The 26,879-nt window shown below is 64.5% G+C and carries 24 protein-coding genes; 10 read left to right on the top strand and 14 right to left on the bottom strand.

The window, feature by feature from the left end:
• Positions 1-57: 57 nt before the first annotated feature.
• The 4 genes from tatA to pafA form a co-directional block, all read right to left on the bottom strand.
• Positions 58-324, bottom strand: coding sequence for a Sec-independent protein translocase subunit TatA (gene tatA, locus AC5WEY_RS14965; RefSeq protein ID WP_495646404.1), 267 nt, complete (start codon positions 322-324; stop codon positions 58-60).
• A gap of 85 nt (positions 325-409) precedes the next feature.
• Positions 410-1,405 (bottom strand): helix-turn-helix transcriptional regulator, encoded by a 996-nt coding sequence (locus AC5WEY_RS14960; protein WP_495646403.1) that lies wholly within the window; start codon positions 1,403-1,405, stop codon positions 410-412.
• Positions 1,402-2,394 (bottom strand): helix-turn-helix transcriptional regulator, encoded by a 993-nt coding sequence (locus tag AC5WEY_RS14955; RefSeq protein WP_057478745.1) that lies wholly within the window; start codon positions 2,392-2,394, stop codon positions 1,402-1,404. The genes AC5WEY_RS14960 and AC5WEY_RS14955 overlap by 4 nt, the downstream gene beginning before the upstream one ends.
• A 70-nt stretch (positions 2,395-2,464) precedes the next feature.
• The gene (gene pafA, locus AC5WEY_RS14950) at positions 2,465-3,823 is read right to left on the bottom strand and encodes a Pup--protein ligase (RefSeq protein ID WP_170944814.1); all 1,359 of its coding nucleotides are present in this window, start codon (positions 3,821-3,823) and stop codon (positions 2,465-2,467) included.
• A 76-nt stretch (positions 3,824-3,899) separates the two neighbouring features.
• On the opposite strand from pafA, the gene AC5WEY_RS14945 reads away from it, so the two are divergent.
• Complete coding sequence (locus AC5WEY_RS14945) at positions 3,900-5,369, top strand: bifunctional phosphatase PAP2/diacylglycerol kinase family protein (RefSeq protein WP_495646402.1); 1,470 nt, start codon at positions 3,900-3,902, stop codon at positions 5,367-5,369.
• A gap of 36 nt (positions 5,370-5,405) precedes the next feature.
• On the opposite strand, the gene prcA is transcribed toward AC5WEY_RS14945, so the two are convergent.
• The 5 genes from prcA to arc form a co-directional block, all read right to left on the bottom strand.
• Positions 5,406-6,191, bottom strand: coding sequence for a proteasome subunit alpha (gene prcA, locus AC5WEY_RS14940; protein WP_057478743.1), 786 nt, complete (start codon positions 6,189-6,191; stop codon positions 5,406-5,408).
• Positions 6,188-7,129: a proteasome subunit beta gene (gene prcB / locus AC5WEY_RS14935; protein ID WP_495646401.1), complete on the bottom strand. Its 942-nt coding sequence runs from the start codon at positions 7,127-7,129 to the stop codon at positions 6,188-6,190. The genes prcA and prcB overlap by 4 nt, the downstream gene beginning before the upstream one ends.
• On the bottom strand, positions 7,126-7,320 hold the full coding sequence (locus AC5WEY_RS14930) for a ubiquitin-like protein Pup (protein ID WP_008716348.1): 195 nt from the start codon (positions 7,318-7,320) through the stop codon (positions 7,126-7,128). The genes prcB and AC5WEY_RS14930 overlap by 4 nt, the downstream gene beginning before the upstream one ends.
• Before the next feature lie 194 nt (positions 7,321-7,514).
• Entirely contained in the window at positions 7,515-9,014 is a 1,500-nt protein-coding gene (dop, locus tag AC5WEY_RS14925; protein ID WP_057478741.1) for a depupylase/deamidase Dop, read from the bottom strand.
• An 80-nt stretch (positions 9,015-9,094) separates the two neighbouring features.
• Positions 9,095-10,858, bottom strand: coding sequence for a proteasome ATPase (arc, locus tag AC5WEY_RS14920; protein ID WP_057478740.1), 1,764 nt, complete (start codon positions 10,856-10,858; stop codon positions 9,095-9,097).
• A 184-nt stretch (positions 10,859-11,042) separates the two neighbouring features.
• Here arc and AC5WEY_RS14915 point away from each other — a divergent pair, with 184 nt between their 5' ends.
• Positions 11,043-11,237 carry a hypothetical protein gene (locus tag AC5WEY_RS14915; RefSeq protein WP_495646400.1) on the top strand — a complete coding sequence of 65 codons (195 nt, stop codon included), beginning with the start codon at positions 11,043-11,045 and terminating at the stop codon, positions 11,235-11,237.
• A gap of 2 nt (positions 11,238-11,239) precedes the next feature.
• Here AC5WEY_RS14915 and AC5WEY_RS14910 read toward each other — a convergent pair whose 3' ends face one another.
• Positions 11,240-12,139 (bottom strand): tRNA (adenine-N1)-methyltransferase, encoded by a 900-nt coding sequence (locus tag AC5WEY_RS14910; RefSeq protein WP_057478816.1) that lies wholly within the window; start codon positions 12,137-12,139, stop codon positions 11,240-11,242.
• A 305-nt stretch (positions 12,140-12,444) separates the two neighbouring features.
• Between AC5WEY_RS14910 and AC5WEY_RS14905 the strand changes: the two genes are divergently transcribed.
• Together AC5WEY_RS14905 and AC5WEY_RS14900 are read left to right on the top strand one after the other, a co-directional pair.
• Positions 12,445-13,284: a RecB family exonuclease gene (locus tag AC5WEY_RS14905; protein ID WP_495646588.1), complete on the top strand. Its 840-nt coding sequence runs from the start codon at positions 12,445-12,447 to the stop codon at positions 13,282-13,284.
• Positions 13,281-14,108, top strand: coding sequence for a thioesterase family protein (locus AC5WEY_RS14900; RefSeq protein WP_495646399.1), 828 nt, complete (start codon positions 13,281-13,283; stop codon positions 14,106-14,108). Before AC5WEY_RS14905 ends, AC5WEY_RS14900 begins: the two co-directional genes overlap by 4 nt.
• A gap of 20 nt (positions 14,109-14,128) precedes the next feature.
• On the opposite strand, the gene hisG is transcribed toward AC5WEY_RS14900, so the two are convergent.
• From hisG to metH, 4 genes are read right to left on the bottom strand one after another with little or no spacing between them, the layout of a single operon-like run.
• Positions 14,129-14,980 carry an ATP phosphoribosyltransferase gene (hisG, locus tag AC5WEY_RS14895; RefSeq protein WP_057478738.1) on the bottom strand — a complete coding sequence of 284 codons (852 nt, stop codon included), beginning with the start codon at positions 14,978-14,980 and terminating at the stop codon, positions 14,129-14,131.
• Between the two features lie 49 nt (positions 14,981-15,029).
• On the bottom strand, positions 15,030-15,293 hold the full coding sequence (locus AC5WEY_RS14890; protein WP_027497080.1) for a phosphoribosyl-ATP diphosphatase: 264 nt from the start codon (positions 15,291-15,293) through the stop codon (positions 15,030-15,032).
• A 59-nt stretch (positions 15,294-15,352) separates the two neighbouring features.
• Positions 15,353-16,021 carry an HAD family hydrolase gene (locus tag AC5WEY_RS14885; protein ID WP_495646398.1) on the bottom strand — a complete coding sequence of 223 codons (669 nt, stop codon included), beginning with the start codon at positions 16,019-16,021 and terminating at the stop codon, positions 15,353-15,355.
• Positions 16,014-19,583, bottom strand: a complete 3,570-nt coding sequence (gene metH, locus AC5WEY_RS14880) for a methionine synthase (protein WP_495646397.1) — start codon at positions 19,581-19,583, stop codon at positions 16,014-16,016. Before metH ends, AC5WEY_RS14885 begins: the two co-directional genes overlap by 8 nt.
• Positions 19,584-19,756: 173 nt before the next feature.
• Here metH and AC5WEY_RS14875 point away from each other — a divergent pair, with 173 nt between their 5' ends.
• The 6 genes from AC5WEY_RS14875 to AC5WEY_RS14850 all read left to right on the top strand — a co-directional run bounded on the left by AC5WEY_RS14875 (position 19,757) and on the right by AC5WEY_RS14850 (position 26,878).
• Positions 19,757-20,659, top strand: coding sequence for a PAC2 family protein (locus AC5WEY_RS14875; protein WP_495646587.1), 903 nt, complete (start codon positions 19,757-19,759; stop codon positions 20,657-20,659).
• Positions 20,660-20,760: 101 nt separating this feature from the next.
• Entirely contained in the window at positions 20,761-21,108 is a 348-nt protein-coding gene (locus AC5WEY_RS14870; RefSeq protein ID WP_495646396.1) for a molybdopterin oxidoreductase, read from the top strand.
• Complete coding sequence (gene nirB, locus AC5WEY_RS14865; protein WP_495646395.1) at positions 21,108-23,597, top strand: nitrite reductase large subunit NirB; 2,490 nt, start codon at positions 21,108-21,110, stop codon at positions 23,595-23,597. Before AC5WEY_RS14870 ends, nirB begins: the two co-directional genes overlap by 1 nt.
• Positions 23,594-23,893, top strand: a complete 300-nt coding sequence (locus AC5WEY_RS14860) for a Rieske (2Fe-2S) protein (protein ID WP_495646394.1) — start codon at positions 23,594-23,596, stop codon at positions 23,891-23,893. The genes nirB and AC5WEY_RS14860 overlap by 4 nt, the downstream gene beginning before the upstream one ends.
• A 73-nt stretch (positions 23,894-23,966) precedes the next feature.
• A complete protein-coding gene (locus AC5WEY_RS14855; protein WP_495646586.1) occupies positions 23,967-25,463 on the top strand; it encodes a TIGR02677 family protein in 1,497 nt (498 codons plus the stop codon).
• Complete coding sequence (locus AC5WEY_RS14850; protein ID WP_495646393.1) at positions 25,460-26,878, top strand: DUF2398 family protein; 1,419 nt, start codon at positions 25,460-25,462, stop codon at positions 26,876-26,878. Before AC5WEY_RS14855 ends, AC5WEY_RS14850 begins: the two co-directional genes overlap by 4 nt.
• The last annotated feature ends 1 nt before the right edge of the window (position 26,879 follow it).

Raw genomic sequence — 26,879 nt, 5'->3', positions numbered from 1 at the left:
ACAGCAGTGAACCTTCGGTGCCCACGTGGCACCGAAGGTGTGCTGAGCGGTCTGCGCTCAGGCAGACTTCGCGTCGTGCTGTGCGTCGACGTTCGCCGGGGCTACGGGCGCAGGCGGAGGCAGTTGTGCAGGAGCGGTCGGCTGCTGTGCCGTGGTGGTGTCGGTGTCGGATTTACCGTCGTTCTGCATCTCCTTCACCTCGCTCTTGAAGATGCGCAACGAGCGGCCGAGTCCACGAGCAGCGTCGGGCAGCTTCTTGGAACCGAACAGAATGATGACGACCACCGCAACGATCGCCCAGTGCCAGGGACTGGTGAATCCCATGTGAACCTCCTGAGATCAGATGAATCGAGCGTACCCGACTACGGGTGACTCGTTCAGCACCGGCGAGCGCTGGTTTGCCCTGTGTTCATGTTGTAGGGGTGCTGTCTGCGCTGGTCGAGTCCAGCTCGAAATACACGTCCAGCGCAGAACGTGCGCGTTCGCGGACGGAGTTCACCAAGGATTCAGGTGAAAGTACCGTGACGCCGCCGCCGAATCCGAGCGTCAGACGGGTCATCCACTGCAAGGTCGCGAACCGCATGGTGACCTCGATCGAACCGTCGGATTCCGCTGCGACCTGGGTCATCGGGTAGTAGTCCAGAATCCAGGTATACGCGGGCGATACCTTCAGTCGCGCCTGCGACAACGAGGGATCGTCGTTGAAGATCTCGAAGGCGTCCTCGTCCTGAACCGACTCCGGGGGCGCGGCAGGCTCGTCCCGCTCGACTGCCGAGTCGATGCGGTCGAACCGGAAGAGCCGAACGCCCTCGGCTCGTCTGCACCATGCCTGAAGATAACTGTTGTCATCGACGACGACCGTCCGGATCGGGTCGACGGTTCGTTCGGTGACGACGTCCCGCGACGCGGAGTAATACGTCAGGTCGAGAGCATGCCGGTGTCGCAAAGCGGCCCGGACGGTGCTCGAGACCGCCCCTTCCTCGGTGCCGACACTGTCGTGATCGGACGAGAGCGGCACGTTGGCCGCCGCTGAACCCGCCGCGGTTTCGATCTTCGCGATAGCCCGTTGCGCGGCGGACGGATCGACCATTCCTGGCATCGACGTCAGCGATCGGAGCGCAACCAGCAGGGCTGTGGCCTCGGTCGACGTCAGACGCAGTGGACGGTCGATGCCCGCAGAGAACGTGACGTCGATGCTCTCCTCGGAGAACGACAGATCGATGAGGTCGCCCGGGCCGTAGCCGGGTAGGCCGCACATCCAGAGCTGGTTGAGATCGGCCATCAGCGTTGCCGTCGACACACCCAGTTCGCGCGCAGCCTCCTCGGCGCTCAACCCAGGATTGGCCATGAAGAACGGCACCATGTTGAGGAGCCTGGCCAACCGGACCGACAGGCGCGCGCTCATCGTTCGTTCTCCGTGGCGGCTGCGGTCCGCAGAGTCGAGATGACATCGGCCCGCAGTTCCGCCGGTTCGAGCACCACCGCATCGGCGCCGTGGCCCGCGATCAACCGCGAGATCCAATCCCAGGACCGCACGGGAACCTCGACGACCGTGCCGCTCCTGGTGCCCAGATTCATCGCACCCACGATCGTTCCCATTCGACGCAGCTCCAATGCCTTTCCATCGTGCAACCAGACCCGTGCTGTGCCCGACACCGAGGACGTTCCTGCTACGCGACGGACGATGTCCTGGAGGTCGATACCGTCGGGTTTGCGGACACTCTGCGGCGACCCGAACGACTTGACCTCGTCACCGATGCGGGAGAGACGAAAAGTGCGGGTGTCGTCGCGGTCGACGTCGTGCCCCACCAGGTACCAACGTCCACGGAACGTCACGACACCCCACGGCTGGACAGTCCTGGTCGTGAACGGATCCGTCAACGACGGTCGGTGCTCGAACCTCACCGACTTACCTTCGTCGATGGCGGCCAGCAACGCACCGAGAGCAGGTTCGGAACCCCGAGTCCGCGCGGGCACCGCGGTCACCGCCGCCGCGGACTCGTTCTGGTCGACCTGGATACCGGCGGCACGAAGCTTGAGCAACGCGCTCTGCGCCGCCGACGTGAGCTCGGGCGACTCCCAGAGCTTGACGGCGACAGCGACGGCGGCCGATTCCTCGCTGGTGAGGTCGATGTCGGGCAGCTCGTAGGCGTCGCGATTGATGCGGTAGCCCTCGACTCCGCCGAACCTGGTTGCGGCTCCGGTTTCCAGCGGAACGCCGAGGTCACGGAGTTCGTTCTTGTCCCGCTCGAACATTCGACTGAAGGCTTCGTGGCTGGACGAGTCGTCGTATCCGGCCACGCTGTCACGGATCCACTCCGCGGTGAGGAATTGACGTGTCGACAGCAAGCAGATGACAAGATTCATCAGGCGTTCGACTTTGGTGGTGGCCACAACTGTCGAGCCTAGTTGCTCCGTGGGTGCCGGAGCGGTAGCGACTCGAGGCACCGGACGGTCGCCGGGCCTACATCGACGCGATCAGTCTCTCCACTCGCTCGTCGACCGAACGGAACGGGTCCTTGCACAACACGGTTCGCTGCGCCTGATCGTTGAGCTTGAGGTGCACCCAGTCGACGGTGAAGTCGCGGCCCGCTTCCTGCGCGGCGGTGATGAACTCTCCTCGCAGCTTGGCGCGGGTGGTCTGCGGAGGTAGATCGACGGCTTCGTCGATCTGCTCGTCCTCGGTGACTCGCTTGGCCAAGCCCTTGCGCTGCAGCAGGTCGAATACTCCACGTCCGCGTTTGATGTCGTGGTAGGCCAAGTCGAGTTGCGCGATCTTGGGATCGGAGAGCTCCATCGAGTACCGATCCTGGTAGCGCTGGAACAGTTTGCGCTTGATGACCCAGTCGATCTCCGTGTCGACCTTCGCGAAGTCCTGTGTCTCGATGGCGTCGAGCGTCCGACCCCACAGGTCGACGACCTGTTCCACCTGCGTGTTCGGCTCACGTGTCTTCAGATGCTCGACGGCCCGGGCGTAGTACTCGCGCTGAATGTCGAGGGCGCTGGCCTGCCGTCCCCCGGCGAGCCGCACCGGACGTCTGCCGGTGAGATCGTGGCTGACCTCGCGAATGGCGCGAATCGGATTGTCCAATGCGAAGTCTCGGAAAGACACTCCGGCTTCGATCATCTCCAGGACCAGGGCTGCCGTCCCGACCTTGAGCATCGTCGAGGTCTCGGCCATGTTGGAATCGCCCACGATGACGTGCAACCGGCGGTATTTCTCGGCGTCGGCATGCGGCTCGTCGCGGGTGTTGATGATCGGCCGCGACCGAGTGGTGGCCGACGAGACACCTTCCCAGATGTGCTCGGCGCGCTGCGAGAGGCAGAAGGTGGCCGCTTTCGGCGTCTGCAGCACCTTGCCTGCGCCGCAGATCAATTGACGCGTGACGAGGAACGGAAGCAGCACGTCCGAAATGCGGGAGAACTCCCCCGCTCGCTGTACCAAGAAGTTTTCGTGGCAGCCGTACGAGTTGCCTGCGGAGTCGGTGTTGTTCTTGAACAGGTAGATGTCACCGCCGATGCCCTCCTCGGCCAGGCGCTGCTCGGCGTCGATCAGCAGATCTTCGAGAACACGCTCGCCGGCGCGGTCGTGGGTGACCAACTGCAGCAGGCTGTCGCACTCGGCGGTCGCGTACTCGGGGTGCGAACCCACATCGAGGTAGAGGCGGGCACCGTTGCGGAGGAACACATTCGAGCTACGACCCCACGACACCACCCGGCGGAACAGATAACGAGCCACTTCGTCCGGACTGAGGCGTCGATGTCCGTGGAAAGTACATGTGACACCGAACTCTGTCTCGATGCCCATAATTCGTCGCTGCACACTTCGACACTACAACGCAACCTTCGATTCGATGTGTCGGAGCGCGCCGAAATCGCACGTGCTTAGGCTGGGTGTCATGACACCCAGGCGTACTTCTGTTGCGACGGCCGTTCATGCGTGGGATCTGTCCCTGGTGGCACGGAGTGCTGCTCTGCGGCAGAGCAGCGCAGACGGCGGTCTGCGCGCCCTGAGCAACGCCGCCGATCACGGTCGCCTGTGGTTCGGTGCGGCGGCGCTTCTCGTGGCCGCAGGTGGCCCGGCTCGACGCGGCGGCGTTCGAGGGCTCGTGGCGCTCGCCGGTGCGAGCTCTGTTGCGAACGGCCTGCTCAAACCATTGTTCCCGCGGACTCGTCCCGGTTCCGAGTCGGTACCCGTCCTGCGTCAGGTATTGGCTCCGCCGGTGTCGTCCTCCTTTCCGTCCGGTCACTCGGCTTCTGCCGCTGCTTTCGTGACAGCCGTTGCCATCGAATCTCCGCTGGCAGGACTTGTGCTGGCACCCGTGGCGGCCGCTGTCTGCTACTCACGCGTCCACGTCGGTGTGCACTGGCCCACCGACGTCATCGCAGGTGCGGCCCTCGGTTCGGCCATCGCGCTGTCCACCCGTCGATGGTGGGCCGTGCGCTCGGAAAAGCCCGCAGATCTGGGCTCACCGATCGAGGTCCAGCCACTTCAGAGAGGACGGGGGCTGCTCGTGCTCGTCAACCCTGGGTCCGGCGACGGCTCCGAGTCGGTGCCCGACGCGATCCGCCGAGCGCTCCCCGAGGCAGATCTGTTCGTTCCGGATCCAGAGGTGGATTTCAACGAGCAACTCGAACAACGAATTCGGGACACGTCTCCGCGCGCTCTCGGTGTCTGCGGCGGCGACGGAACCGTGGTCAGCGTCGCCGCGTCGGCGGCGCGCAGCGGCCTGCCTCTCGCCGCGTTCCCCGGCGGCACCCTCAATCACTTCGCCCGTGACACCGGTCTGACTGCCGTGGAAGACACCGCGGCAGCCGTGGAGGCGGGCACCGCCGAACTGGTCGATCTTGCCCAGGTGTCCATCGACGGCCGCAGCGTATCGTTCGTCAACACCGCCACCTTCGGTGGATATCCGGACTCGGTGCGGCTACGTCAGAAGCTTCAGCGCCGAATCGGCAAATGGCCCGCGGCAGCCGTTGCGATGACGAGGGTGCTGGTCGCCGCGGAACCGTTGAACATAGAACTCGACGGCACCGGCCACTCGGTGTGGATGCTCTTCGTGGGGAACGGCAACTACGTGCCGGAAGACCAAGTTCCCATGTCGCGCAGCAGCATTCATACGGGCACGCTGGACGTCCGGTTCCTTCCTTCCGAACCGAAGGCGTCGAGAACCAGACTGCTCTGGGCGACGGTGACGGGCACCCTCGGCTCGTCACCGGCCTACGTTCGCCGAGCAGTGCAGCAACTGACCGTGGAGGTGGAGGGCGCTCCCGTTGCACTCGCCGCCGACGGCGAAGTAGTGGGTGACGGAACGTGGTTCGAGTTCACCAGTGACAAGAACGGCCTCGCGCTCTACCGAAAGCGGTAGGGCCCGAGGCCGTTCTCGTGACGATCTGCGAAAGAGCTACGAGGGTCCCGCGTCGGGGACACCGTCGACGGTGTCGGCGGTCGCCTGCGCGGCCGGTGCCGCAGCCGGCAACATGTCCTCCAACGCAGCTCCGGCGATGCGCCGGAACGCACGCCGGGGCCGACCCTGGTCCAGCACGGCCACCTCCAGCGCAGACACCTCGAGAACCTTCTTCTCGGGCTCACCGCCGGCGGCCGGTGGCACGGCGGGTCCCGCAGTCAGTGCGTCCACCGCAACGCGCACCGCATCGGCCAGACCGAGTCCGGGGCGGTAGGTGTCCTTCAACGCCGCCACGATCGGCTCCGTCGTTCCGCCCATGACGACGAAGTCCTGTTCGTCGACTATGGACCCGTCGTACGTGATGCGGTACAGCTGCGTTGCGATCGGCTCGTCCTGATGCGAGACCTCCGCGACACAGATTTCCACCTCGTAGGGCTTGAGCTGCTCCGTGAAAATGGTCCCCAGCGCTTGCGCGTACGTCTTGGCGAGCGACCTGCCGGTCACGTCGCGGCGGTCGTAGGTGTACCCCTTGATGTCGGCATGCTGAATGCCGGCCTTCCGGAGATTCTCGAACTCGTTGTACTTCCCGACAGCCGCGAAACCGATCCGGTCGTACAGTTCGCTCACCTTGTGCAACGCCGTCGAGCGATTCTCGGCCACGAACAGCACACCGTCCGCGTAGGTCAGCGCGATAACGCTTCGGCCTCGCCCAATCCCCTTGCGCGCCAACTCCGAACGATCGCGCATGATCTGTTCGGCCGATGCGTAGTACGGCATTGTCATGGCGCGCTACCCCCTTCGCTCACTTGCTGACCGGACCGGGTGTGATGGTCTGCACCACCGGTGTGTGCGGCACTCGCGGTCCGCTCGGCGAGAACCGAACGCGCTGCTGCCGACACGCGGTCGTGTGCAACGTCGTCCGCGCCGACGCTCGTGATCGCCACTGCCGTCGGATAGATCCCCCGGGTGACGTCCGGTCCGCCGGTGGCGGAGTCGTCGTCGGCGGCGTCGTACAGCGATTCGACCGCTGCGCGAAGCGCTTCGTCCTCGGTCATTCCGGGACGATAGAGCTTCTTGAGTGCCGATTTCGCGAACAGCGATCCGGAGCCCACCGCGTGGTAACCCGAACGCTCCTCGTAACGCCCGCCGACAACGTCGTACGAGACGATGCGCCCGGCACTGTCCGGGTCCGAGATATCGATGTCGAAACCGACCAGCAACGGGACGGCGGCCAGTCCTTGCATTGCGGCACCGAGGTTGCTGCGCACCATCGACGACAGCTTGTTGGCCTTGCCGTTGAAGGTGAGCGGGACGCCTTCGATCTTCTCGTAATGTTCGAGTTCGACCGCGAAGAGCCGGACGAGCTCGATCGCGATGCCTGCGGTCCCGGCAATGCCGGCAGCGGAGTACTCGTCGGTGACGTAGACCTTCTGCATGTCACGGTTGGCGATCAGATTGCCCTGCGTGGCGCGGCGATCACCGGCGATCAGAACTCCGCCCGCGTAGGTGAGGGCAACGATCGTCGTGCCGTGCGGTGCGATGCCGGACTTGTCGGTGCTGCCGTTGGCGGCGTGGGACGCCAGGTCTGCGGCGAGACCGCTCTCGGGCAACAGATGGGGGGCGTGCTGACGGAGATAGTCGGAGAACGACGAACTACTCGATCCGAGCGGGATCGCCATGCCGTCACCGGCCGACCGTGGGTCCGAACGATCCACCGTCACTGGCCGCCCTTCTGCACGTAGGCGCGGACGAAGTCCTCGGCATTCTCCTCGAGGACGTCGTCGATCTCGTCCAAGAGGTCGTCGGTCTCCTCGGCCAGCTTCTCGCGCCGTTCCTGCCCACCGGCTCCGGTGTCGCCTGGGACCTCATCGTCGTCGCCGCCGCCAGAGCGCCGTGTCTGCTCCTGTGCCATAGTCGCCGACCTCCTCCGTGTATCGAGAGAACACATCTACTGCACGTTCATCGATTCATCCGAGATGCACTGTTGTGGATGTGCAAGTGCAACCGAACGTTCCGCCGAAAGTGCACGGACCTTTACCCTACCGACAGACTTGCCGCTCGGGTCGTCGAGACACCATCGAACCGTCGGATTACGTTGCCCGGTACTCAGTTGGTGAGCTGATCGACGAGTTCTGCAGCACTGTCGACAGACTCGAGCAGTGCGCCGACATGCGATTTGGTGCCGCGGAGCGGTTCGAGAGTCGGGATGCGTACCAGCGAGTCGCCACCGAGGTCGAAAATGACGGAGTCCCAGCTCGCCGCGGCGATGTCGGCCCCGAATTTGCGTAGGCACTCACCACGGAAATAGGCCCGGGTGTCGTCCGGCGGTGTGCCCACCGCGTCGAGGACCTGTTGTTCGGTCACCAGGCGGTCCATCGATCCACGGGCTACGAGTCGGTTGTAGAGACCCTTGTCCAACCGAACATCGGAGTACTGCAGGTCCACCAGATGAAGGCGCGGTGCCGACCAACCCAGACCCTCGCGCTGGCGGAAACCTTCGAGCAGACGGAGCTTCGCGGGCCAGTCCAGCAGGTGGGCGCACTCCATCGGATCGCGTTCGAGGAGGTCGAGCACCATGGCCCACTTGTCGAGCACGTCCAGGGCCCGGGCATCGTCGCTCGCCTCGGCGGCCACGAACTTCGCGGCCCGCTGGTGGTAGATGCGCTGCAGCGCCAGCCCGGTCAGCTCGCGTCCGTCCGCGAGCGCCACGGCCTTACGCAGAGTCGGATCGTGGCTGATCTGGTGAACGGCGGTCACCGGTCGAGCGAGCTGAAGATCCGACAGATCCACTCCGGCTTCGATCAGGTCGAGCACCAGCGCAGTGGTACCGACCTTGAGGTACGTCGACATCTCGGCAAGGTTCGCGTCACCGATGATGCAGTGCAGCCGACGGTACTTGTCGGCATCGGCATGCGGTTCGTCTCTGGTGTTGATGATTCCGCGCTTGAGTGTTGTTTCGAGGCCGACCTCCACCTCGATGTAGTCGGCTCGCTGAGAGAGCTGGAACCCGGCCTCGTCGCCGGACTGGCCGATTCCGACGCGCCCCGACCCGGTGATCACCTGCCGCGATGCGAAGAAAGGGGACAACCCGGCGATGACGGCCGAGAAGGGAGTCTCGCGCGACATCAAGTAGTTCTCGTGCGTGCCGTACGACGCGCCTTTGCCGTCGACGTTGTTCTTGTACAGCTGCAGACGCGGGGCTCCGGGCACGCTGGACGCATGGCGTGCAGCGGCCTCCATGACCCGCTCGCCGGCCTTGTCCCAGATCACTGCGTCCAGTGGATCCCGTACTTCCGGCGCCGAGTACTCGGGGTGGGCGTGGTCGACGTACAGACGTGCCCCATTGGTGAGAATCATGTTGGCCGCACCGATCTCGTCGGCATCGATGACCGGTGCCGGACCGCTGAAGCGTCCGAGGTCGAACCCGCGAGCGTCACGTAGCGGCGACTCGACTTCGTAATCCCAGCGTGTGCGCTTGGCCCGCGGTACTCCGGCAGCAGCCGCGTAGGCCAACACTGCCTGGGTCGACGTCAGGATCGGATTGGCGGTGGGTTCGGTGGGGGAAGAAATGCCGTACTCGACCTCGATACCGATGATGCGCTGCATGAGTCGAGCCTAGACGGCACCCGGACACAGATCGGGGCGCGCCCTGTGCGGACGCGCCCCGATTCTGCTCTGTGCAGGATCTACAGGTACTGGCCGGTGTTGGCCTCGGTGTCGATTGCCCGGCTCGCGCTGGCGTTCTTACCGGTGACCAAGGTGCGGATGTAGACGATCCGCTCGCCCTTCTTGCCGGAAATTCGAGCCCAGTCGTCCGGGTTCGTGGTGTTAGGCAGATCTTCGTTCTCGGCGAACTCGTCGACGATGGAGTCGAAGAGATGCTGAATCCTCAACCCGGCGTTGCCGGTTTCGAGAACCGACTTGATGGCGTACTTCTTGGCCCGGTCCACGATGTTCTGAATCATGGCACCGGAGTTGAAGTCCTTGAAGTACAGAACTTCCTTGTCGCCGTTGGCGTATGTCACCTCGAGGAAGCGGTTGTCGTCGCTCTCGGCGTACATGCGCTCGACGACCCGATCGATCATCCCCCGGATGCAGGCCGCGCGGTCACCACCGAATTCGGCGACATCGTCGGCATTGACCGGAAGCGAGTCGGTCAGGTACTTGGAGAAGATGTCCTGTGCAGATTCGGCGTCGGGGCGCTCGATCTTGATCTTCACGTCCAGGCGACCGGGCCGCAGGATCGCGGGGTCGATCATGTCTTCGCGGTTCGAGGCACCGATCACGATGACGTTCTCCAGCCCCTCCACACCGTCGATCTCGGCGAGCAGCTGCGGGACCACCGTCGTCTCGACATCGGACGAGACGCCCGAACCACGGGTGCGGAAGATCGAGTCCATTTCGTCGAAGAACACGATCACCGGGGTACCCTCGGACGCCTTCTCCCGTGCACGCTGGAAGATCATGCGGATGTGGCGCTCGGTCTCACCGACGAACTTGTTGAGTAGTTCGGGGCCCTTGATGTTGAGGAAGAACGACTTCGCTTCCTTGGCATCCTGGCCGCGGGCCTCGGCGATCTTCTTGGCCAACGAGTTGGCAACCGCCTTGGCGATCAACGTCTTTCCGCAGCCGGGAGGGCCGTACAGCAGCACACCCTTGGGTGGTCGGAGCGAATACTCGCGGAAAAGATCCTTGTGCAGGAACGGCAGCTCGACGGCGTCGCGGATCTGCTCGATCTGCCGACCGAGACCACCGATGTCCTCGTAACCGACGTCCGGCACCTCTTCGAGGACCAGGTCCTCCACCTCGGCCTTCGGCACGCGCTCGAAGGCATAGCCGGCCTTGGTGTCGACCAGGAGCGAGTCGCCGGGACGGAGCTTGCGTGAGGGCTCGTCGGGGTCGATCGGGCCGTCGTCGTTGACCATGTCGATCAGGGGCTTGGCCAGCCACACGACGCGCTCCTCGTCGGCGTGACCGACGACGAGGGCCCTGGATCCGTCGCCGAGAAGCTCTCGCAGAGTGCTGATCTCGCCGACCTGGTCGAAGGTGCAGGCCTCGACGATGGTCAACGCCTCGTTCAGCCGCACCGTCTGGCCCGGCGCAAGCGAGTCGGCCTCGATGTTGGGCGAGCACGTGAGGCGCATCTTTCGGCCGGACGTGAACACATCGACCGTTCCGTCGTCGAACACGCTCAGCAGAACGCCGTAACCGCTCGGCGGTTGGCCGAGCCGGTCGACTTCCTCGCGGAGCGCGATGAGCTGTTGCCTGGCCTCCTTGAGGGTGTCCAACAGCTTGGTGTTGCGCAGCGACAGCGAATCGACACGGCCTTCGAGTTCGCGTACCTGTTCGGGGGACTCCCCCAGTTGACGACGTAGTGAAGCGGCTTCGGCTCGCACGGCGTCCAGTTCGGCTCTGGCCGCGGCCACATCCGGATTGTCTGTTGAGCTCATGAGCGACTCCTCCCAGTGACGATCTATCAACGCTACCGGCACCGGCCCGAATGTGCGGACCGACACCACGATCGGGCGTGCCGGCGGCGGGTATCGGCTGCACCCGTGCCCCGGCCGGGGTCATGTCGGCCGCACCTGACCGAACGGTGGACGGACCAGGGAAACAGGGCCTTCACCAGTGAAGATGCGCAGGATGTCGGCGGGCGTCGCCCTCACGGCAGCCGCGATATCGCTGGCCGGGTGCAACACCGCGGATGAATCCGATCACGCCGATCACAATTCGACGTCGGTCAGGGATTTGTCGGAACGACCACCGATGTGCCTGCTGTCGCGGCAGACGGCAGGTGAACTCGACGCCATGACGGCCGATCAGGCGTGAGATCAGCCCTTACCGGACCGACGCTGCGGCTTGGGCGTGACGGTGCCCTCGGCGAGGCGTCGAACACTGACGAGGAACGCCGTGTGTCCCTGCATACGATGCTCGGGCCGAACTGCCAGTCCGACGACGTGCCACCCGCGGACCATCGACTCCCACGAACGGGGTTCGGTCCAGCATTCCTGTGCGCGTAGGGCTTCGACGACCTTGGACAGCTGCGTCACGGTAGCGACGTAGACCAGCAGAACGCCGCCGGGAACGAGAGCCTTCGATACGGCAGGCAGTGCATCCCAGGGCGCGAGCATGTCGAGGACGACTCGATCGACCTGCTCACCGGGACGATCGACACCGAACCGATCCACGTCGGCCACCGTCAGGTGCCAGTTGGACGGCCGCTCTCCGAAGAACGTCTCGACGTTCTTGATCGCGTAGTCGGCGTGGTCCTGACGGATCTCGTAGGAGATGACCGTTCCTGCGGTGCCGACGGCACGCAGCAGCGAGCACGTCAGAGCGCCCGATCCGGCACCGGCCTCGAGTACGCGTGCCCCGGGGAACATGTCGCCCTCGTGCACGATCTGGGCTGCGTCCTTGGGGTAGATGACCTGCGCGCCCCGTGGCATCGACAGCACGTAGTCGGTCAACAACGGCCGGAGCGCGAGGTACGGGGTGCCGTTGACAGAGGTGACAACGCTACCCTCGTCGGCTCCGAGCAACTTGTCGTGCGTGATTCCGCCTCGGTGGGTGTGGAACTCCTTACCCGCCTCGAGAACGACCGTGTAATGGCGACCCTTGCCATCGGTGAGCTGCACTCGATCGCCGACACGGAACGGCCCACTGCGGGCGGGTCCGGTCGGAACCGGTGCGACGGCGCTCTCGTCCGCAGTCGGGACCTGGTCGAGTTCGATCTCGTCGACCGTGGCGGTGACCACGTCGTCCGCACTCGGAACCGGGACGTCGACGAGCGCGTCGACCTCGGCCCCGTCGGTCGACGCGGACGCGGAATCACCGGTGGACACAGCGGAACCTGCTTTCGTTGTTCGGTTCGACGACCGACCGGAACGGGTGGGCGTCGGGGACGACTCGACGTGCCAGACTACGGCCTTGACCGAAGTTGTCGGACCAGCGGCATAGGGTCGCAGTCGTGAGTATTTCCGTGTCGACGCCCATCGACTTGCCTCTACTCGACCTCGGTGACAGTGCGCGACTGCAGATGCCGTCACCTCGCCCCCGCAGCACTCCGGCCTTGTCGCCCTCCCGCGCAGGCGATTTCAAGCAGTGCCCACTCCTCTACCGCTTTCGTGCGGTCGACCGAATTCCGGAGACCTCCACCGAAGCTCAGGTCAAGGGAACCGTGGTGCATGCCGCGCTGGAGGCTCTGTACGCGCTGCCTGCGCAGGACAGAGTGCCGACGACTGCGCGCGACCTGGTGGATCCGGCATGGGAGCGGGTCGTTGCCCAGTCGCCCGACATCGAGTCTTTGGTGCCGGTCGACGAGCGGACGGCATTTCTCGACCGCGCTCGAGCTCTGGTTGCCGGATATTACGAACTAGAGGACCCCACTCACTTCGAGCCCGAGTCCTGTGAACAGCGGGTGGAGATAGATCTGGACGACGGAACGCCGCTGCGGGGATTCATCGACCGAATCGACGTCGCACCCAATGGCATGATTCGGGTTGTCGATTACAAGACCGGCCGAGCGCCGCGCGAGTTCACCGAATCCAAGGCCCTGTTCCAGATGAAGTTCTACGCCCTCATGATCATGAGGATGCGTGGAATCGTGCCCGCACAGCTCAAATTGATGTACCTGGCCGACAAGCAGGAACTGACCTACGCCCCCGACGAGGACGAGCTGCGCAGGTTCGAGCGCATGCTGTCCGCCATCTGGAAAGCGATTCTGGCTGCGGGTGAGACCGGCGACTTCCGAGCCAAGAAAGGCGCACTCTGCAAGTGGTGCGACCATCAGGCCCTGTGCCCCGAGTTCGGTGGTACTCCCCCGCCGTACCCGGGTTGGCCTCAGGCCGCACCGCAACAGCCGGAGTCGGAGTTGTGACCCTCACCGCGAAGGCGCTGCCGGACGCATTCTTCGTTCCCGCCGGTGTCAGCAAGGACGGCTTCGAGAAAGTCACGGCCACCGAGAACACAGTCAGCGTCTGGGCACCGACGATGCAGCACGGCGCTCCGCCGTCAGCGCTGCTGGTCCGTGCGCTCGAGCGCGTCGACGCTCGGGAGGACACAAGGATCAGCCGGGTGGTGGTCGATATTCTCGGTCCGATCCCGGTCGCGGACATCGAGATCCGAGCATGGACGGAGCGTCCCGGTAGCAACGTCGAACTGGTCGTCGCTGAATTGTGGGCCGAAGGTTCTGCCGGAACTTCGCGAGCGGTGGCGCGAGGAAGTGCGTGGCGCATGCGCACCTCTGCGACCGAGGACGTCGCACACGCCGGCGACCGAGTGTTGACACCGGCCGGCGATGGGGTCGATTTCGCTTTCGGTGACTCGTGGTCCTCGGGTTATCTCGACGCGGTCGAGTTCAGGATCCTTACCGAGTTCGGTGGCGCCGGACCGGGTGAAATTTGGGCGAGGCCCAGACCCGTTCTGGTGCAGGGCGAAACGATGACCCCGCTGGAGCGACTGTTCTCCATTGCCGACATCGCGAACGGTATCGGTGCACAGCTTCCGATCGACGAATGGACGTTCTTGAACACCGATCTGACGGTGCACATATTCCGGGTGCCTCAGGGCGAATGGGTGGGAGTCTCGGCGGAAACATCCACCGGTCCGGACGGAATCGCCATGTGTGGTGGGACTCTCAGCGACGAATTGGGGCCTGTCGGCCGCATCGCCCAAACAGTCCTGGTCCGCCGCCGCGGCTGACGGCAGCGACCGATCGGGATCTAGAACGCGCGGCACGACCTGATGTCGGACGCGAGAATAGCTTTCGCTCCCAACTCGGCGAGCTCGTCCATGACGTTGTTGTGGACTTTGCGAGAAACCATGGCGCGCACGGCAACCCAGTTGTCGTCGACCATCGGCGCCAAGGTCGGCGACTCGATTCCCGGGGTGATCTTGACGGCCTCGTCGAGGATCGACTTGGGGCAGTCGTAATCGAGCATCAGGTACTGCTGGGCGAAGACAACGCCCTGCACGCGGGCGATGAGCTGCTTACGTGCGGAATCGGTACCCGGGGCACCTGCCCGTTCGATGAGGACGCCCTCCGAATCGCAGAGCGATTCGCCGAAGGCCACGAGGTTGTTCTGGCGCAGTGATCTGCCCGATTCGACAACGTCGGCAATAGCGTCCGCGACCCCGAGCTGGATGGAGATCTCGACGGCACCGTCGAGGCGGATTACTGTCGCCTCCAACCCCCGCTGGGCCAAGTCCGCGCGCACCAGATTGGGGTACGACGTGGCGATGCGTAGTCCGCCCAGGTCCTCGGGTGCCCACTCCTTGCCCGCGGGTGCGGCGTAGCGGAACGTCGAGCGGCCGAAGCCGAGCGCCAGGCGCTCCTCGACGGCAGCACCCGAATCGAGGGCCAGGTCGCGGCCCGTGATGCCCAGATCCAACTGGCCGGATCCGACGTAGATCGCGATGTCCTTGGGGCGGAGGAAGAAGAACTCGACACCGTTGGCCGGATCGAGAACCGTCAGGTCCTTCGAGTCGCTTCGGCGTCGATAGCCGGCCTCGCTGAGAATCTCTGCGGCGGACTCGGAGAGTGCGCCCTTGTTGGGTACGGCTACGCGCAGCATGGAATTTTCCTTCGTCGGTGAGTTCGTGGGAGACGTGCGGATCCTCGACTCACAGATGTCGGTAGACGTCCTCGAGCTCGATGCCCCTGCCCACCATCATCACCTGAACCCAGTACAACAGCTGCGATATTTCCTCGGCGAGCGCCGCGTCGCTTTCGTGCTCGGCCGCGATCCACACCTCGCCCGCTTCTTCGAGAACCTTCTTGCCCTGAAAATGAACTCCCGCATCCAACGCTGCGACGGTGCCCGACCCCTCCGGGCGGGTCTTCGCACGGTCGGTGAGCTCGGCGAACAGGGAATCGAAAGTCTTCACGGATTCGTATTCTTTCACGTCGGTATCCAGCGGAATCAATTCGGTCGAGATTCGAGGAGTCAGGCTGCCCAGGCTCGCCGGACGTCCTCGGCCGTGAGACCGACAAGGCCGTCACGAATGGTGTACCCAGGAGCCGGCGCCACGGCGATCTCGGAGGGAACCACCAGCACCGGACATCCTGCAGTGTGCGCGGACAGTGAGCCCGTGGGCGAGTCCTCGACCGCGAGGCAGGATCCGGCGTCCATTCCGAGCAGTGCCGCACCGCGTAGGTACGGTGCCGGATGCGGTTTGCCGGCCTCCACCTCGTCGCCGGTGACCGTGATGTCGAAATATTCGCGGCCCAATGTGTCCAGGGCTCGCTCGACCAGGCCACGCTCGGTGTTGGTGACGAGCCCGGTGGACAGACCCATCTCGCGTACCAGAGCGAGCGCATCCTTGGCACCGGGCCGCCAGGGGATTCCCTGGGCGAACAGGTCTCCGACACGGGCCGTCAGCCACTCGCGGCCCTCGGTCTGGTGCTCATCGGTGACCTCGACCGATGCGTTGGCCAGGACCTTGCGTAGTGCATCCCACATCGAATTCCCGAGGGTGCTCTCGCGCACTTCGGCGCTCAGTTCCGTCCCGAGATTTCGTGAGTACTCACCGATGGCGACGTCCCAGATCTTCTCGGAATCGAGCAGTGTGCCGTCCATGTCCCACAGGACGCCCTGCAGGTGGGTTCTAGACATTGAAGTACTTGGCCTCCGGGTGATGAAGTACGAACGCGTCGGTCGACTGTTCGGGGTGGAGCTGCAGCTCCTCGGAGAGCTTCACGCCGATCCTCTCGGGCTCGAGCAGAGCGGCGAGCTTGATCCGATCTTCCAGATCGGGGCATGCTCCGTAGCCGAACGAGTAACGGGCACCGCGGTATTCGAGTTTGAAGTACCCCTCGGCCTCGGTGGGATCCTCCGCAGCGACCGACTTGCCGTCGGACAGTTTCAGTTCCTCGCGCACTCGGCGATGCCAGTATTCGGCCAACGCCTCGGTGAGCTGGACACCGATTCCGTGTACCTCGAGATAATCGCGGTACGAGTCGGCAGCGAACAGCTCGTTCGCGAAGTCGGCGATGGGCTGGCCCATGGTCACCAGGTTCATCGGCAGCACATCGACCTGCCCGGATTCTCGTGCAGCCGAACGGGACCGAACGAAGTCCGAGATGCACAGGAACCGGTCACGGTGCTGACGCGGGAACGTGAAGCGGAAGCGTTCCGGTGCATCGGGTTCGGGCTCGGTGAGCACGACGACGTCGTCCCCCTCGGAGACCGCCGGGAAGTACCCGTACACCAGTGCGGCGTGCGCGAGTATGCCGTCGGTGCTCAGACGATCCAGCCAATACCGCAGGCGCGGTTTACCTTCCGATTCGACCAGGTCCTCGTAGGTGGCACCTTCACCCTTGCGGGCACCGCGCAGACCCCACTGTCCGAGGAACAGGGCGCGCTCGTCGAGCAGACCCGAGTAGTCGGCCAGGGACACGCCTCGGACGATGCGAGTACCCCAGAACGGCGGAACCGGAATGTCGATATCGGCCGCGACATCGGATCGCTCGGGCACGACGACCGGAGCCTCCTCGGCCTTACGCTTCTCCGCGATGCGCTTGGACCGCTCGTGGCGTTCCTTGCGCTCGGCCGTCTTGGCCTTCGCGGCCAGTGCCTCGGGACTGTCCGGAGCCGGACCGCCGCCACGCTTGGTGGTCATGATGGTGTCCATCAGCCGCAGTCCCTCGAAAGCGTCACGCGCATAGTGCACGTCACCCTCGTAGACGTCCTGTAGATCGTTCTCGACATACGACCGCGTCAGAGCCGCTCCGCCCAACAGCACCGGGAATTGTTCGGCGACGCCCCTCGAGTTGAGTTCGATCAGGTTGTCCTTCATGACAACAGTGGACTTCACCAGCAGTCCGGACATGCCGATCACATCGGCACGCTTGTCTATCGCCGCTTCCAGAATGGTCGAAATCGGTTGCTTGATACCGAGATTGACGACCTCGTAGCCGTTGTTGCTCAGGATGATGTCGACGAGATTCTTGCCGATGTCGTGCACATCACCCTTGACGGTACCGAGCACGATGCGGCCCTTACCGTCGTCGTCGGTCGCCTCCATGTGCGGTTCCAGGTACGCCACAGCGGCCTTCATCACCTCGGCCGAGGCCAGCACGAACGGCAGCTGCATCTGACCTGAGCCGAACAACTCGCCCACGGTCTTCATACCGGACAGCAACGTCTCGTTGATGATCTCCAGCGGTGGCTTCTCGGCCATCGCGGAGTCGAGATCGGTGTCGAGGCCGTTGCGTTCTCCGTCGACGATGCGCCGTTCGAGTCGCTCGAACAGCGGCAGACGACCCAATTCCTCGGCGCGGGATTCTCGGGCCGAGGCTGCCGAGACACCCTCGAACAGCTGCATCAGCTTCTGCAGTGGGTCGTAGCCTTCACTACGACGGTCGTACACCAGATCCAGAGCGGTTTCACGCTGCTCGTCGGGAATCTTGTTCATCGGCAGGATCTTCGACGCGTGCACGATGGCGGTGTCGAGGCCTGCCTGGGTGCACTCGTGCAGGAAGACCGAGTTCAGCACCTGGCGCGCAGCGGGATTGAGACCGAACGAGATGTTCGACAACCCGAGGGTGGTGTGCACCTTCGGGTACTTCTCCTTGAGCTGCCGGATCGCCTCGATGGTTTCGATGCCGTCGCGTCGAACCTCCTCCTGGCCGGTGGAAATCGGGAAGGTCAGGGTGTCGACGATGATGTCCTCGTGCCGCAGGCCCCAGTTCTCGGTGATGTCGGTGATCAGTCGATCTGCGACTCGCACCTTCCATTCGGCCGTTCGGGCCTGTCCCTCCTCGTCGATGGTCAGGGCGACGACGGCGGCACCGTGCTCCTTGACCAAACGCATGATCTTCTGGAACCGCGAATCCGGGCCGTCGCCGTCCTCGTAGTTGACCGAGTTGACGGCGCTACGGCCGCCGAGGTGCTCGAGACCGGCTTCGAGTACGGCCGGTTCGGTGGAGTCGAGCATGATCGGGAGCGTCGACGCGGTCGCCAATCTGCTTGCGAGTGCGGCCATGTCGGCGGCACCGTCGCGGCCGACGTAGTCGACGTTGAGATCCAACATGTGTGCGCCGTCGCGCGTCTGATCCTTGGCGATGTCGAGGCACTTCTCGTAGTCCTCGGCCAGCATCGCGTCGCGGAATGCCTTGGACCCGTTGGAGTTGGTGCGCTCACCAATCATCAGGATGCTGGCGTCCTGCTCGAACGGAACGGCGGTGTACAGCGAGGAGACACCCGGCTCGGGAGCGGGCAGACGCTCGAGCTTCGTGGCTCCGTGCACCATGTCGGCGACCTGACGGATGTGCTCCGGAGTGGTGCCGCAGCAACCGCCGACCAGAGCCAAGCCGTACTCGCTGACGAAACCGCTCAGGGCCGTGGCCAGTTCGGGGGCGGTCAGCGGGTACTCCGCGCCCTTTGCACCCAGCGTCGGAAGACCGGCATTGGGCATCACCGACACCGGAAGCCGCGAGTGCTTGGACAGGTGGCGCAGGTGCTCGCTCATCTCGGCCGGACCGGTGGCGCAGTTGAGACCGATCATGTCGATACCGAGTGGTTCCAGCGCAGTCAGTGCTGCACCGATCTCGCTGCCGACGAGCATCGAACCCGTCGTCTCGACCGTCACATGGGTGATGATCGGAATGCGGACGCCGAGCCTGTCCATCGCGTGTTGGCTGCCGATGATCGCGGCCTTGACCTGAAGCAAGTCCTGGCAGGTCTCCACCAGAATGGCATCGGCACCGCCGTCTATCATTCCCAGCGCGGCTTCGGTGTACGCGTCGCGCAGCCGGGCGAACGGTGCGTGCCCGAGTGTGGGGAGCTTGGTGCCGGGACCCATCGAACCCAGGACGTATCGGTCCATTCCGTCGCGGCCGGGACCCATCTCGTCAGCGGTCTCACGTGCGAGCCGAGTGCCTTTCTCGGCCAACTCGCGGATTCGATCCTCGATGTCGTAGTCGGCCAGGTTGGGCAGATTGCATCCGAACGTGTTCGTTTCGACGGCGTCCGCACCGGCCGCGAAATACTCACGGTGGATCTCACGCAGCACGTCTGGCCTGGTGGCATTCAGGATTTCGTTGCATCCTTCGAGACCGAGAAAGTCGTCGAGAGTCAGGTCGGCGTCCTGGAGCATCGTGCCCATCGCTCCGTCGCCGATCACAACGCGCCGTGAAATGGCATCGAGCAGACCGGGCTTGTGTTGATCGGGCATCACTACAGAGTAGTGGGCACCGGGGTTCCGCCGGGTCGTAGGCTGTCGTGGTGAGTCCCCGAAACCTCGATGGCCAGTCCCCGAACGACGACGGTACCGAAAAAGCGGACATTCCGGATGCCGACTCGGCTGTGCCTCTCGACGCAGCGTTGATCGAGGCCGTACACGACGCTGTGGCCAACGCCACAGATGTCGACGACCTCGACGATCTCGACGAGGACATTCCCGAATTGCGCTCGCCCATCCTGGTGGCGGCTTTCGAGGGCTGGAACGACGCGGGCGACGCGGCGAGCGGTGCCGTCGAGCACCTGGAGCTGATCTGGGATGCCAGTCCTCTTGCCGAGCTGGACTCGGAGGACTACTACGACTACCAGGTCAACAGGCCGACGGTTCGGCAGGTCGATGGCGTCACCCGTGAGATCGAATGGCCGTCTACCAGGCTGTCGGTGTGTTCGCCTCCCGGTAGCGAACGAGATGTGGTGCTGCTGCGCGGTATCGAGCCGAACATGCGGTGGCGCAGCTTCTGCGACGATCTCCTCGAATTCGTCGAACAGCTGGGGGTCGAGACCGTCGTGATCCTCGGGGCACTGCTGGCCGACACCCCGCACACGAGGCCCGTTCCGGTCACGGGCACTGCCTACAGCACCGAGTCGGCCGAACAGTTCAATCTCGAACAGACCCGGTACGAGGGCCCGACCGGAATCACCGGCGTGTTGCAGGACGAGTGCGTCAAGGCCGGCGTCCCCGCGGTGTCGTTCTGGGCGGCCGTGCCCCACTACGTCTCGCAACCGCCGAATCCCAAGGCCACCGTTGCGTTGCTGCAGCGGGTCGAGGACGTGCTCGACATCGAAGTACCGCTCGGCGAACTGCCCACCCAGGCCGAGGAGTGGGAAGAAGCGGTCAACGAGATGACCAAAGAGGACGAGGAGATCAGCGAATACGTGCGCAGCCTCGAAGAGCGTGGCGATGCCGAGGTGGACATGTCCGACGCGATCGCGAAGATCGACGGCGACGCCATCGCAGCCGAGTTCGAGAAATACCTCAGGCGTCGGGGCCCGGGGAACTTCGGGCTCTGACCGGAGCGCACACGATCGACCGGGGCCCGGTGAGGTCTTTCTGATGCCGACGTAACGTCACCGCAGCGGTGGCGTCACCGCGACACCGGAACCTCGTGGGTATGGCCAGCACACCGCGATTTCTGCAAGGCGTCTTCTCCTTCTCCGGCCACGGCCTGGACAAGCCCGAATTGATCGATCCCAGCCTGAGTTTCGTCGTGCCCGAGGGTGTGACGGCCCAACCGCTGTACTTCCGGGGTGGAAACTCCAGCGACGAACTCGTGGTCGTGACTCTGCTGCGCGACGGTAGCCCGATGCGCATCTTCCCGATGGGAGCCAAGAGCGGGGTCAACATCCCACTCCGTGTGGTCGAGGACGTCGATCCGGACACCGTTTTCGAGTTGGTCGTCGCTGCTCCGGCCGGAACCACCGGAGAGGTCGTCGTCGATTTCGGTCTGGTGCTCGTCTGATGACTGCAGGCAAGCAGCGGCTGTTGGTGATCGGCAACGGAATGGCCGGTGCCAGAACGGTCGAGCAGATCCTCGAGCGTGACGGCAGCTCGTTGTTCGAGATCACGATGATCGGCGACGAGCCGTACGGCAACTACAACCGAATCATGCTCTCGCACGTGCTGTCCGGTGAGACCACCGTCGATGACGAGGATCTGATTCTCAATCCCATGAGTTGGTACAGCGACAACGGCGTGACACTGCACGTGGGCGATCGTGCCGTGTCGTTGGATCGATTCTCCAAGACCGTTGTGTGCGAGAGCGGTCGGTCCGTCGACTACGACGTACTGATCATCGCCACAGGAAGCAACACGTTCTTCCCGAACATGGACGGTCTCCGCGAATCCGACGGCAGACTGGCACGCGGCGTGTTCGGCTTCCGGACCATCGCAGACACCAATGGCATGCTGCAGATGGCAGAGTCTCGCGACGACGTCTGCGCTGTCGTCATCGGCGGCGGACTGCTCGGACTCGAAGCCGCGTACGGTCTGCGGACCCAGGGGCTCGACGTGAACGTGGTGCACTCCCCCGGACACTTGATGAACCAACAGCTCGACGAACGCGGTGGACGAGTGCTGCGCAACAAGATCGAGTCGCTCGGTGTCGGCGTGCACACCTCGAAGAGAACCACCTCGGTGTTGCGTTCCGAGGACGGTGTCGTCACCGGTGTCGGGTTCAACGACGGCACCTCGCTGGCTGCGGACATGGTCGTCGTCACCGCCGGTATCCGCCCCAGTGTCGACTTCGCCCGTGCGGGCGGCTTGGTGATCGAACGAGGAATCGTCGTCGACGACCAATTGCGTTGCGAGGACGAGGGTTCCATATACGCCGTCGGTGAATGCTGCCAACATCGCGGCGAGGTCTACGGCCTCGTTGCTCCACTGTGGGAGCAGGCCGTCGTATTGGCCGACGTGCTCACGGGTGCGAATCCCGCTGCGGCGTATCATGGTTCGCGACTGACGACCAAGCTCAAGGTGGCCGGTGTCGACGTCGCCTCGATGGGGATCACCGCCCCCGAGCGCGACGACGACGAGTTCGTCCAGTTCTACGAGCCGCGCAGTGGCACGTACAAATCGGTGATCGTCCGCAACAACAAATTGGTCGGTGCCACTCTGCTGGGCGACATCTCCAAGGCCAATTTCCTGACTCAGGCGTTCGACGAGAAAGTACCATTGCCCGACGAGCGCATCAGCATGCTCTTCGACATGGGAACTCCCTCTGCGGCAACAGGAGCCGCCGAATTGGCCGACGACGTCCAGGTGTGCAACTGCAACGGCGTCACGAAGGGTGCCATCGTGGCCTGCGTGCACGCGGGTGCCAAGAATCTGAGCGACGTGACCGCGAAGACCCGCGCAGGCAAGGGGTGCGGCTCGTGCAAGGGGCTGGTGAAAGACATCATCGCGTGCGCAGCGGGCGGTGCCGTCGAAGCAGACCCCACCGCAGACTGGTATGTGCCGTGTATCCCGATGACGAAGCCGGAACTGATCGATGCCGTCCGAGCCCAGGATCTGCGGGCGGTGTCGCAGGTGTTCACCGCGCTCGCGACCGGCGGCCTCGAGGACGCCGCCGCCAAGATGCCGTTGGCGTCACTGCTGCGCACCGTGTGGGGTCCGGATTGGGTGGACGAGCGCGGCGCGCTGTTCATCAACGATCGTGTGCACGCCAACATTCAGAGGGACGGCACGTTCTCGGTGGTGCCGCAGATGAAGGGTGGCGTCACCACGCCGGATCAGCTGCGCAAGATCGCCGACGTCGCAGACAAATACAGCGTTCCGCTGGTCAAGGTGACCGGCGGACAACGCATCGACCTGCTCGGCATCAAGAAGGAAGACCTGCCGAAGGTGTGGGGCGATCTGGACATGCCCTCGGGATTTGCGTACGGCAAGAGCATGCGCACGGTGAAGACCTGCGTGGGCAGCGACTTCTGCCGCTTCGGTCTGGGCGACTCGACCGCGTTGGGCATCGCTCTCGAAGAGCGCTTCCAGGGATTGGAGACGCCTGCCAAGCTCAAGCTCGCGGTCGCCGGCTGTCCGCGCAACTGTTCGGAGGCACTGTGCAAGGACTTCGGCGTCGTCTCGGTGGGCGAGGACAAGTGGGAGATCTACGTCGGAGGCGCGGCAGGTGCACACATCCGCAAGGGCGATTTACTGGCGACCGTGACGGGGGCCGAGGAGGTTCTGACCGTGGCAGGCAGGTTCATTCAGCACTACCGCGAGAACGCCCAATGGCTCGAGCGAACGTACGCGTGGGTTCCGCGTCTCGGCCTGGAAGAACTACAGAGCGTGCTGATCGATGACCGTGACGGCATCGTGGCCGGACTCGACGAACGAATGCAGGCATCGGTGGACGGCTACGTCGACCCGTGGCAGGACCGCGCAGCACCCAAATCACCCGCGCAGTTCACCCCGTCGCTGCCCCTGCTTCCGCTGCCACAGGTACCGGTCCGATGAGCGTGCCGGTGGGTGCGGTCGAGGACCTGACACCCGGTGAGGGCAGGGCCTACGTGGTGGACGGCAAGCAGGTGGCTGTCTTCCTGCTCAGCGACGGCTCGGTGCGGGCGATGGACGCCGTCTGCCCGCACAAGGGCGGGCCACTCGCAGACGGTCAGATCGACGGGTCTGTAGTCGTCTGCCCACTCCACCAGTACACGTTCTCGCTCGACGACGGCTCCTGCCCCAGCGGTATCGACGCCGTGCGCACCTACCCCGCCGCAGTGGTGGACGGGAAAGTGACCGTCGAGCTCTGACCGGCACGGTTGAACGACCGAGGCCCTGACCCCCTACCCTGTTCCAGTGAGCGATTCAGGTGAGGACGCACGGCTGGGTGCCGTGAACGCGTTCGTGGAGGAGGACCGTCTCGGTCTGTTCTCGTTCGCCGTTGCCGAGAAGCGATCCGAGTATCTGGCAGTCCTGCGGGCCTTCGACACCGCACGAGCCAATTACGTCGTCCTGCTGCACTCCGGAGATGTGGCCGACCTCATCGCACGCAGCCCCGGTCGGCACGCCGCACTGACCACCCTCGACATCGCGCCCCTTCTCGATCAGCTCCACGCATGGGGCCTGCTCGAACGCAGCTACGACGGCACCCGCGCGGCGACCCTCGCCGAATACCGCAACCGTCACTTCGTTTACCAGTTCGGCCAGGCCGGCTACAAGGCGTACCGCGCGGTCGAGGACGTGCTCGGTGCCCGCCTGGACGACGCCTCGCTGTCGCGGTTGGTGTTGCCGGAGCTGCTGGCCGACATGCACGAATTGGCCGAGGCGAACCGGCAGGCCGACGGCGATCGCATCTATCGCAAACTCAGTCGACTCGATTCGACGCTGTCGGAGATGGCGACCCGCGCCGCACATTTCTACTTGGTGCTGGGCGATCTGGTGCGCACCACCGAGATCACTCCCGAATCGTTTCTGGTCCACAAGGACGCGTTACTGACGCACATGCGCGAGTTCAGCTCCGATCTCACCCGCTACGCCCCGAAGCTGGCCGAGGCGATCGCGCTCGTCGAGAGCACCGGCATCGAGGAGCTCGTCGAGCGAGCCGCGATCAGCGACGAACGAGTATTTCTCACCGTCGACGAACGTCGAGCCGACTGGACCGACCGCTGGGCCGGCCTCTCGCACTGGTTCGTCGCGGCGGAGTCCGAACTCAGCGAGTCCGAGCGACTCCGCGAGGGCACTATGAGCGCCATTGCCGCCGTGCTGTCGCTGCTACGCCGCGTCACCGAGACCCGCAGGGGCGGCGTGAGCCGCGAGAGCCAACTGCGGCACCTGGCCGGGTGGTTCGCTGCCACGCCGACCGAGGACAGCGCACATGCTCTGTTCCATGCCGTGTTCGGTCTCGGCAGGCCTCGGCACCTGTCGATGGTGCATCCCGATGCCGACATCATCTCCACGTCCCGATCGTGGTGGGAGGCTCCACCGGTCGAGATCTCGCGCACGCTGGCCGAGACCGGACGCACCCCGACCCCCGGCGTTCCGGGACGGGTGCAGCGCAACGACGGCGGCATCAGACGGCTTCGGGAGCAGCAACTCGAGTCGCAGCGATCACGCAGTGCCGCAGCACAGTCGCTTGCTTCGGCCGGAATCCACGACCGGGTTCTGAACGAGCAGGAAACCGAGGTGCTGCTGAGCCTGCTGAACGCAGCTCTCACGGCGCGGGTACGCGTGAGCGGACGCACTTCCGACTCGTCGGGATCGGACAGCGGCGTGCGCTTGACGCTCAGCGACAGTGACCGTTCGACGATCGTGCGGACCAGCCGTGGCCGACTGCATCTGGACCGGTTGTCCCTCGATGTCAGTGAGGTCGCTCGCCGATGAGAGCTCGCGAAATCTCCACCCTTGCACTGGATTCCTACCAGCGGGCCGCCCGGGTCGCGCTGTCGAATCACCTGGTGACCAGCACGTATCCCGATAGGATCGCACTGCCTCTGTTGCGCCGGTGGGCCACCGACTTGCGCGAGGACCTGCTCGAACTGTTCGGATATCGTCTCGAGGTCACCGAGACCACGGCGCGCCTGTACCCGGTGATCGATCGACTCGACGACAGCCAACCCGCCCGAACAGCCACCGACCGAATTTTCGACCGGCGTCGATACGCGTATCTGGCGCTGGCACTGGCGGCACTCGGCCGGGCGGGCAACCAGATCACGCTGTCGGAGCTTGCCGATCATGTTGCGGCAGAAGCAAGTCAAGTCGACGGAGTAGAGCTCACGACCGACCGAGCAAGCGACCGAGACGCCTTCGTCGACGCGATCGGCTGGCTTGCGACCCGCGGTGCGATCGCATTGGCCGACGGCGATGCAACCGGTTGGGCGAACAATCCGTCCGCAGGCGAGGCCCTGTACGACATCGACCGACCCGTCGTCGTCGCTCTGTTCCGGCCGCCTCGCGCCGTCCAGCATCTGCGATCGATCCGTGGATTGCTGGCCGGTGCCGATGCCCCCTCGGATCCCGAGGACTCCGAGCTCGGGATCCACACCGAGTCCGGGCGCGAAGCGGACCCGAAAGAGACGGTGCGTGCCGTACGACGAGCACTCGTCGAACAACCGGTCGTCTACCTGGACGACCTCGATCGTGACGGTCGCGCCGCGCTGGCCACGTCCCGTACGGTCGCCGACGTCGAGTTGCTCACCGGCCTGATCGCCGAGCGCCGTTCCGAGGGAGTGGCCCTCATCGACACTTCCGGACGACTCTCGGACTATCGATTCCCCAGCACCGGAACCATTGCCCAGGTCGCGTTGCTGATCGCGGGCGAGATCTCGGACCGGGTGATCGATCCGGATGCACCCGCGCTGGCGACCTACCCCCTTCCCGACGCTGACGCCTTGATCGAACAGTTGGACAGCGCCATTCCCGACGGCGGGATCTTCGGTGATCTCGCCGAATTCGGATTCGGTTCCGATGCAACGACATTCGTCGATGCGGAACAGAAGAAGCTGTATCCGCTGATCGAGGACAGTTGGCTGACCACGGTCGTCGACGATCTCGTCGAACGATTCGGGCGGACGTTTGCCGCGCAATGGCAGAGCGACCGGGACGGCCTACGACTGCGTGCACTGGCACTACTGCATCGACTTCGCCTGGTGCACTGCGTGTCCGGCGGCGCGCTGGTGCTGCCGGTAATCGCGCGCTACCGAGACGTGATGGTCAGCGTGCGTGATCGGACCCCGCAGGACTCACTGTTCGGCAACGAGCAAGCCCCCAGCACCGATCCATCCGAAGTAGAGGCTTGAG

Source organism: Rhodococcoides sp. S146-33, assembly GCF_059489205.1.
Note: the sequence above shows the minus strand (reverse complement) of the source record. Positions and strands in the feature narration are given on the sequence as shown.

Bases quoted from the DNA above. Each gene is read 5' to 3' on its own strand.
- tatA (WP_495646404.1), bottom strand. From the start codon at position 324: ATGGGATTCACCAGTCCCTGGCACTGGGCGATCGTTGCGGTGGTCGTC.
- AC5WEY_RS14960 (WP_495646403.1), bottom strand. From the start codon at position 1,405: ATGAGCGCGCGCCTGTCGGTCCGGTTGGCCAGGCTCCTCAACATGGTG.
- AC5WEY_RS14945 (WP_495646402.1), top strand. From the start codon at position 3,900: ATGACACCCAGGCGTACTTCTGTTGCGACGGCCGTTCATGCGTGGGAT.
- prcA (WP_057478743.1), bottom strand. From the start codon at position 6,191: ATGACAATGCCGTACTACGCATCGGCCGAACAGATCATGCGCGATCGT.
- AC5WEY_RS14930 (WP_008716348.1), bottom strand. From the start codon at position 7,320: ATGGCACAGGAGCAGACACGGCGCTCTGGCGGCGGCGACGACGATGAG.
- dop (WP_057478741.1), bottom strand. From the start codon at position 9,014: ATGCAGCGCATCATCGGTATCGAGGTCGAGTACGGCATTTCTTCCCCC.
- arc (WP_057478740.1), bottom strand. From the start codon at position 10,858: ATGAGCTCAACAGACAATCCGGATGTGGCCGCGGCCAGAGCCGAACTG.
- AC5WEY_RS14915 (WP_495646400.1), top strand. From the start codon at position 11,043: ATGCGCAGGATGTCGGCGGGCGTCGCCCTCACGGCAGCCGCGATATCG.
- AC5WEY_RS14905 (WP_495646588.1), top strand. From the start codon at position 12,445: ATGCCGTCACCTCGCCCCCGCAGCACTCCGGCCTTGTCGCCCTCCCGC.
- hisG (WP_057478738.1), bottom strand. From the start codon at position 14,980: ATGCTGCGCGTAGCCGTACCCAACAAGGGCGCACTCTCCGAGTCCGCC.
- AC5WEY_RS14885 (WP_495646398.1), bottom strand. From the start codon at position 16,021: ATGTCTAGAACCCACCTGCAGGGCGTCCTGTGGGACATGGACGGCACA.
- metH (WP_495646397.1), bottom strand. From the start codon at position 19,583: ATGCCCGATCAACACAAGCCCGGTCTGCTCGATGCCATTTCACGGCGC.
- AC5WEY_RS14870 (WP_495646396.1), top strand. From the start codon at position 20,761: ATGGCCAGCACACCGCGATTTCTGCAAGGCGTCTTCTCCTTCTCCGGC.
- nirB (WP_495646395.1), top strand. From the start codon at position 21,108: ATGACTGCAGGCAAGCAGCGGCTGTTGGTGATCGGCAACGGAATGGCC.
- AC5WEY_RS14860 (WP_495646394.1), top strand. From the start codon at position 23,594: ATGAGCGTGCCGGTGGGTGCGGTCGAGGACCTGACACCCGGTGAGGGC.
- AC5WEY_RS14850 (WP_495646393.1), top strand. From the start codon at position 25,460: ATGAGAGCTCGCGAAATCTCCACCCTTGCACTGGATTCCTACCAGCGG.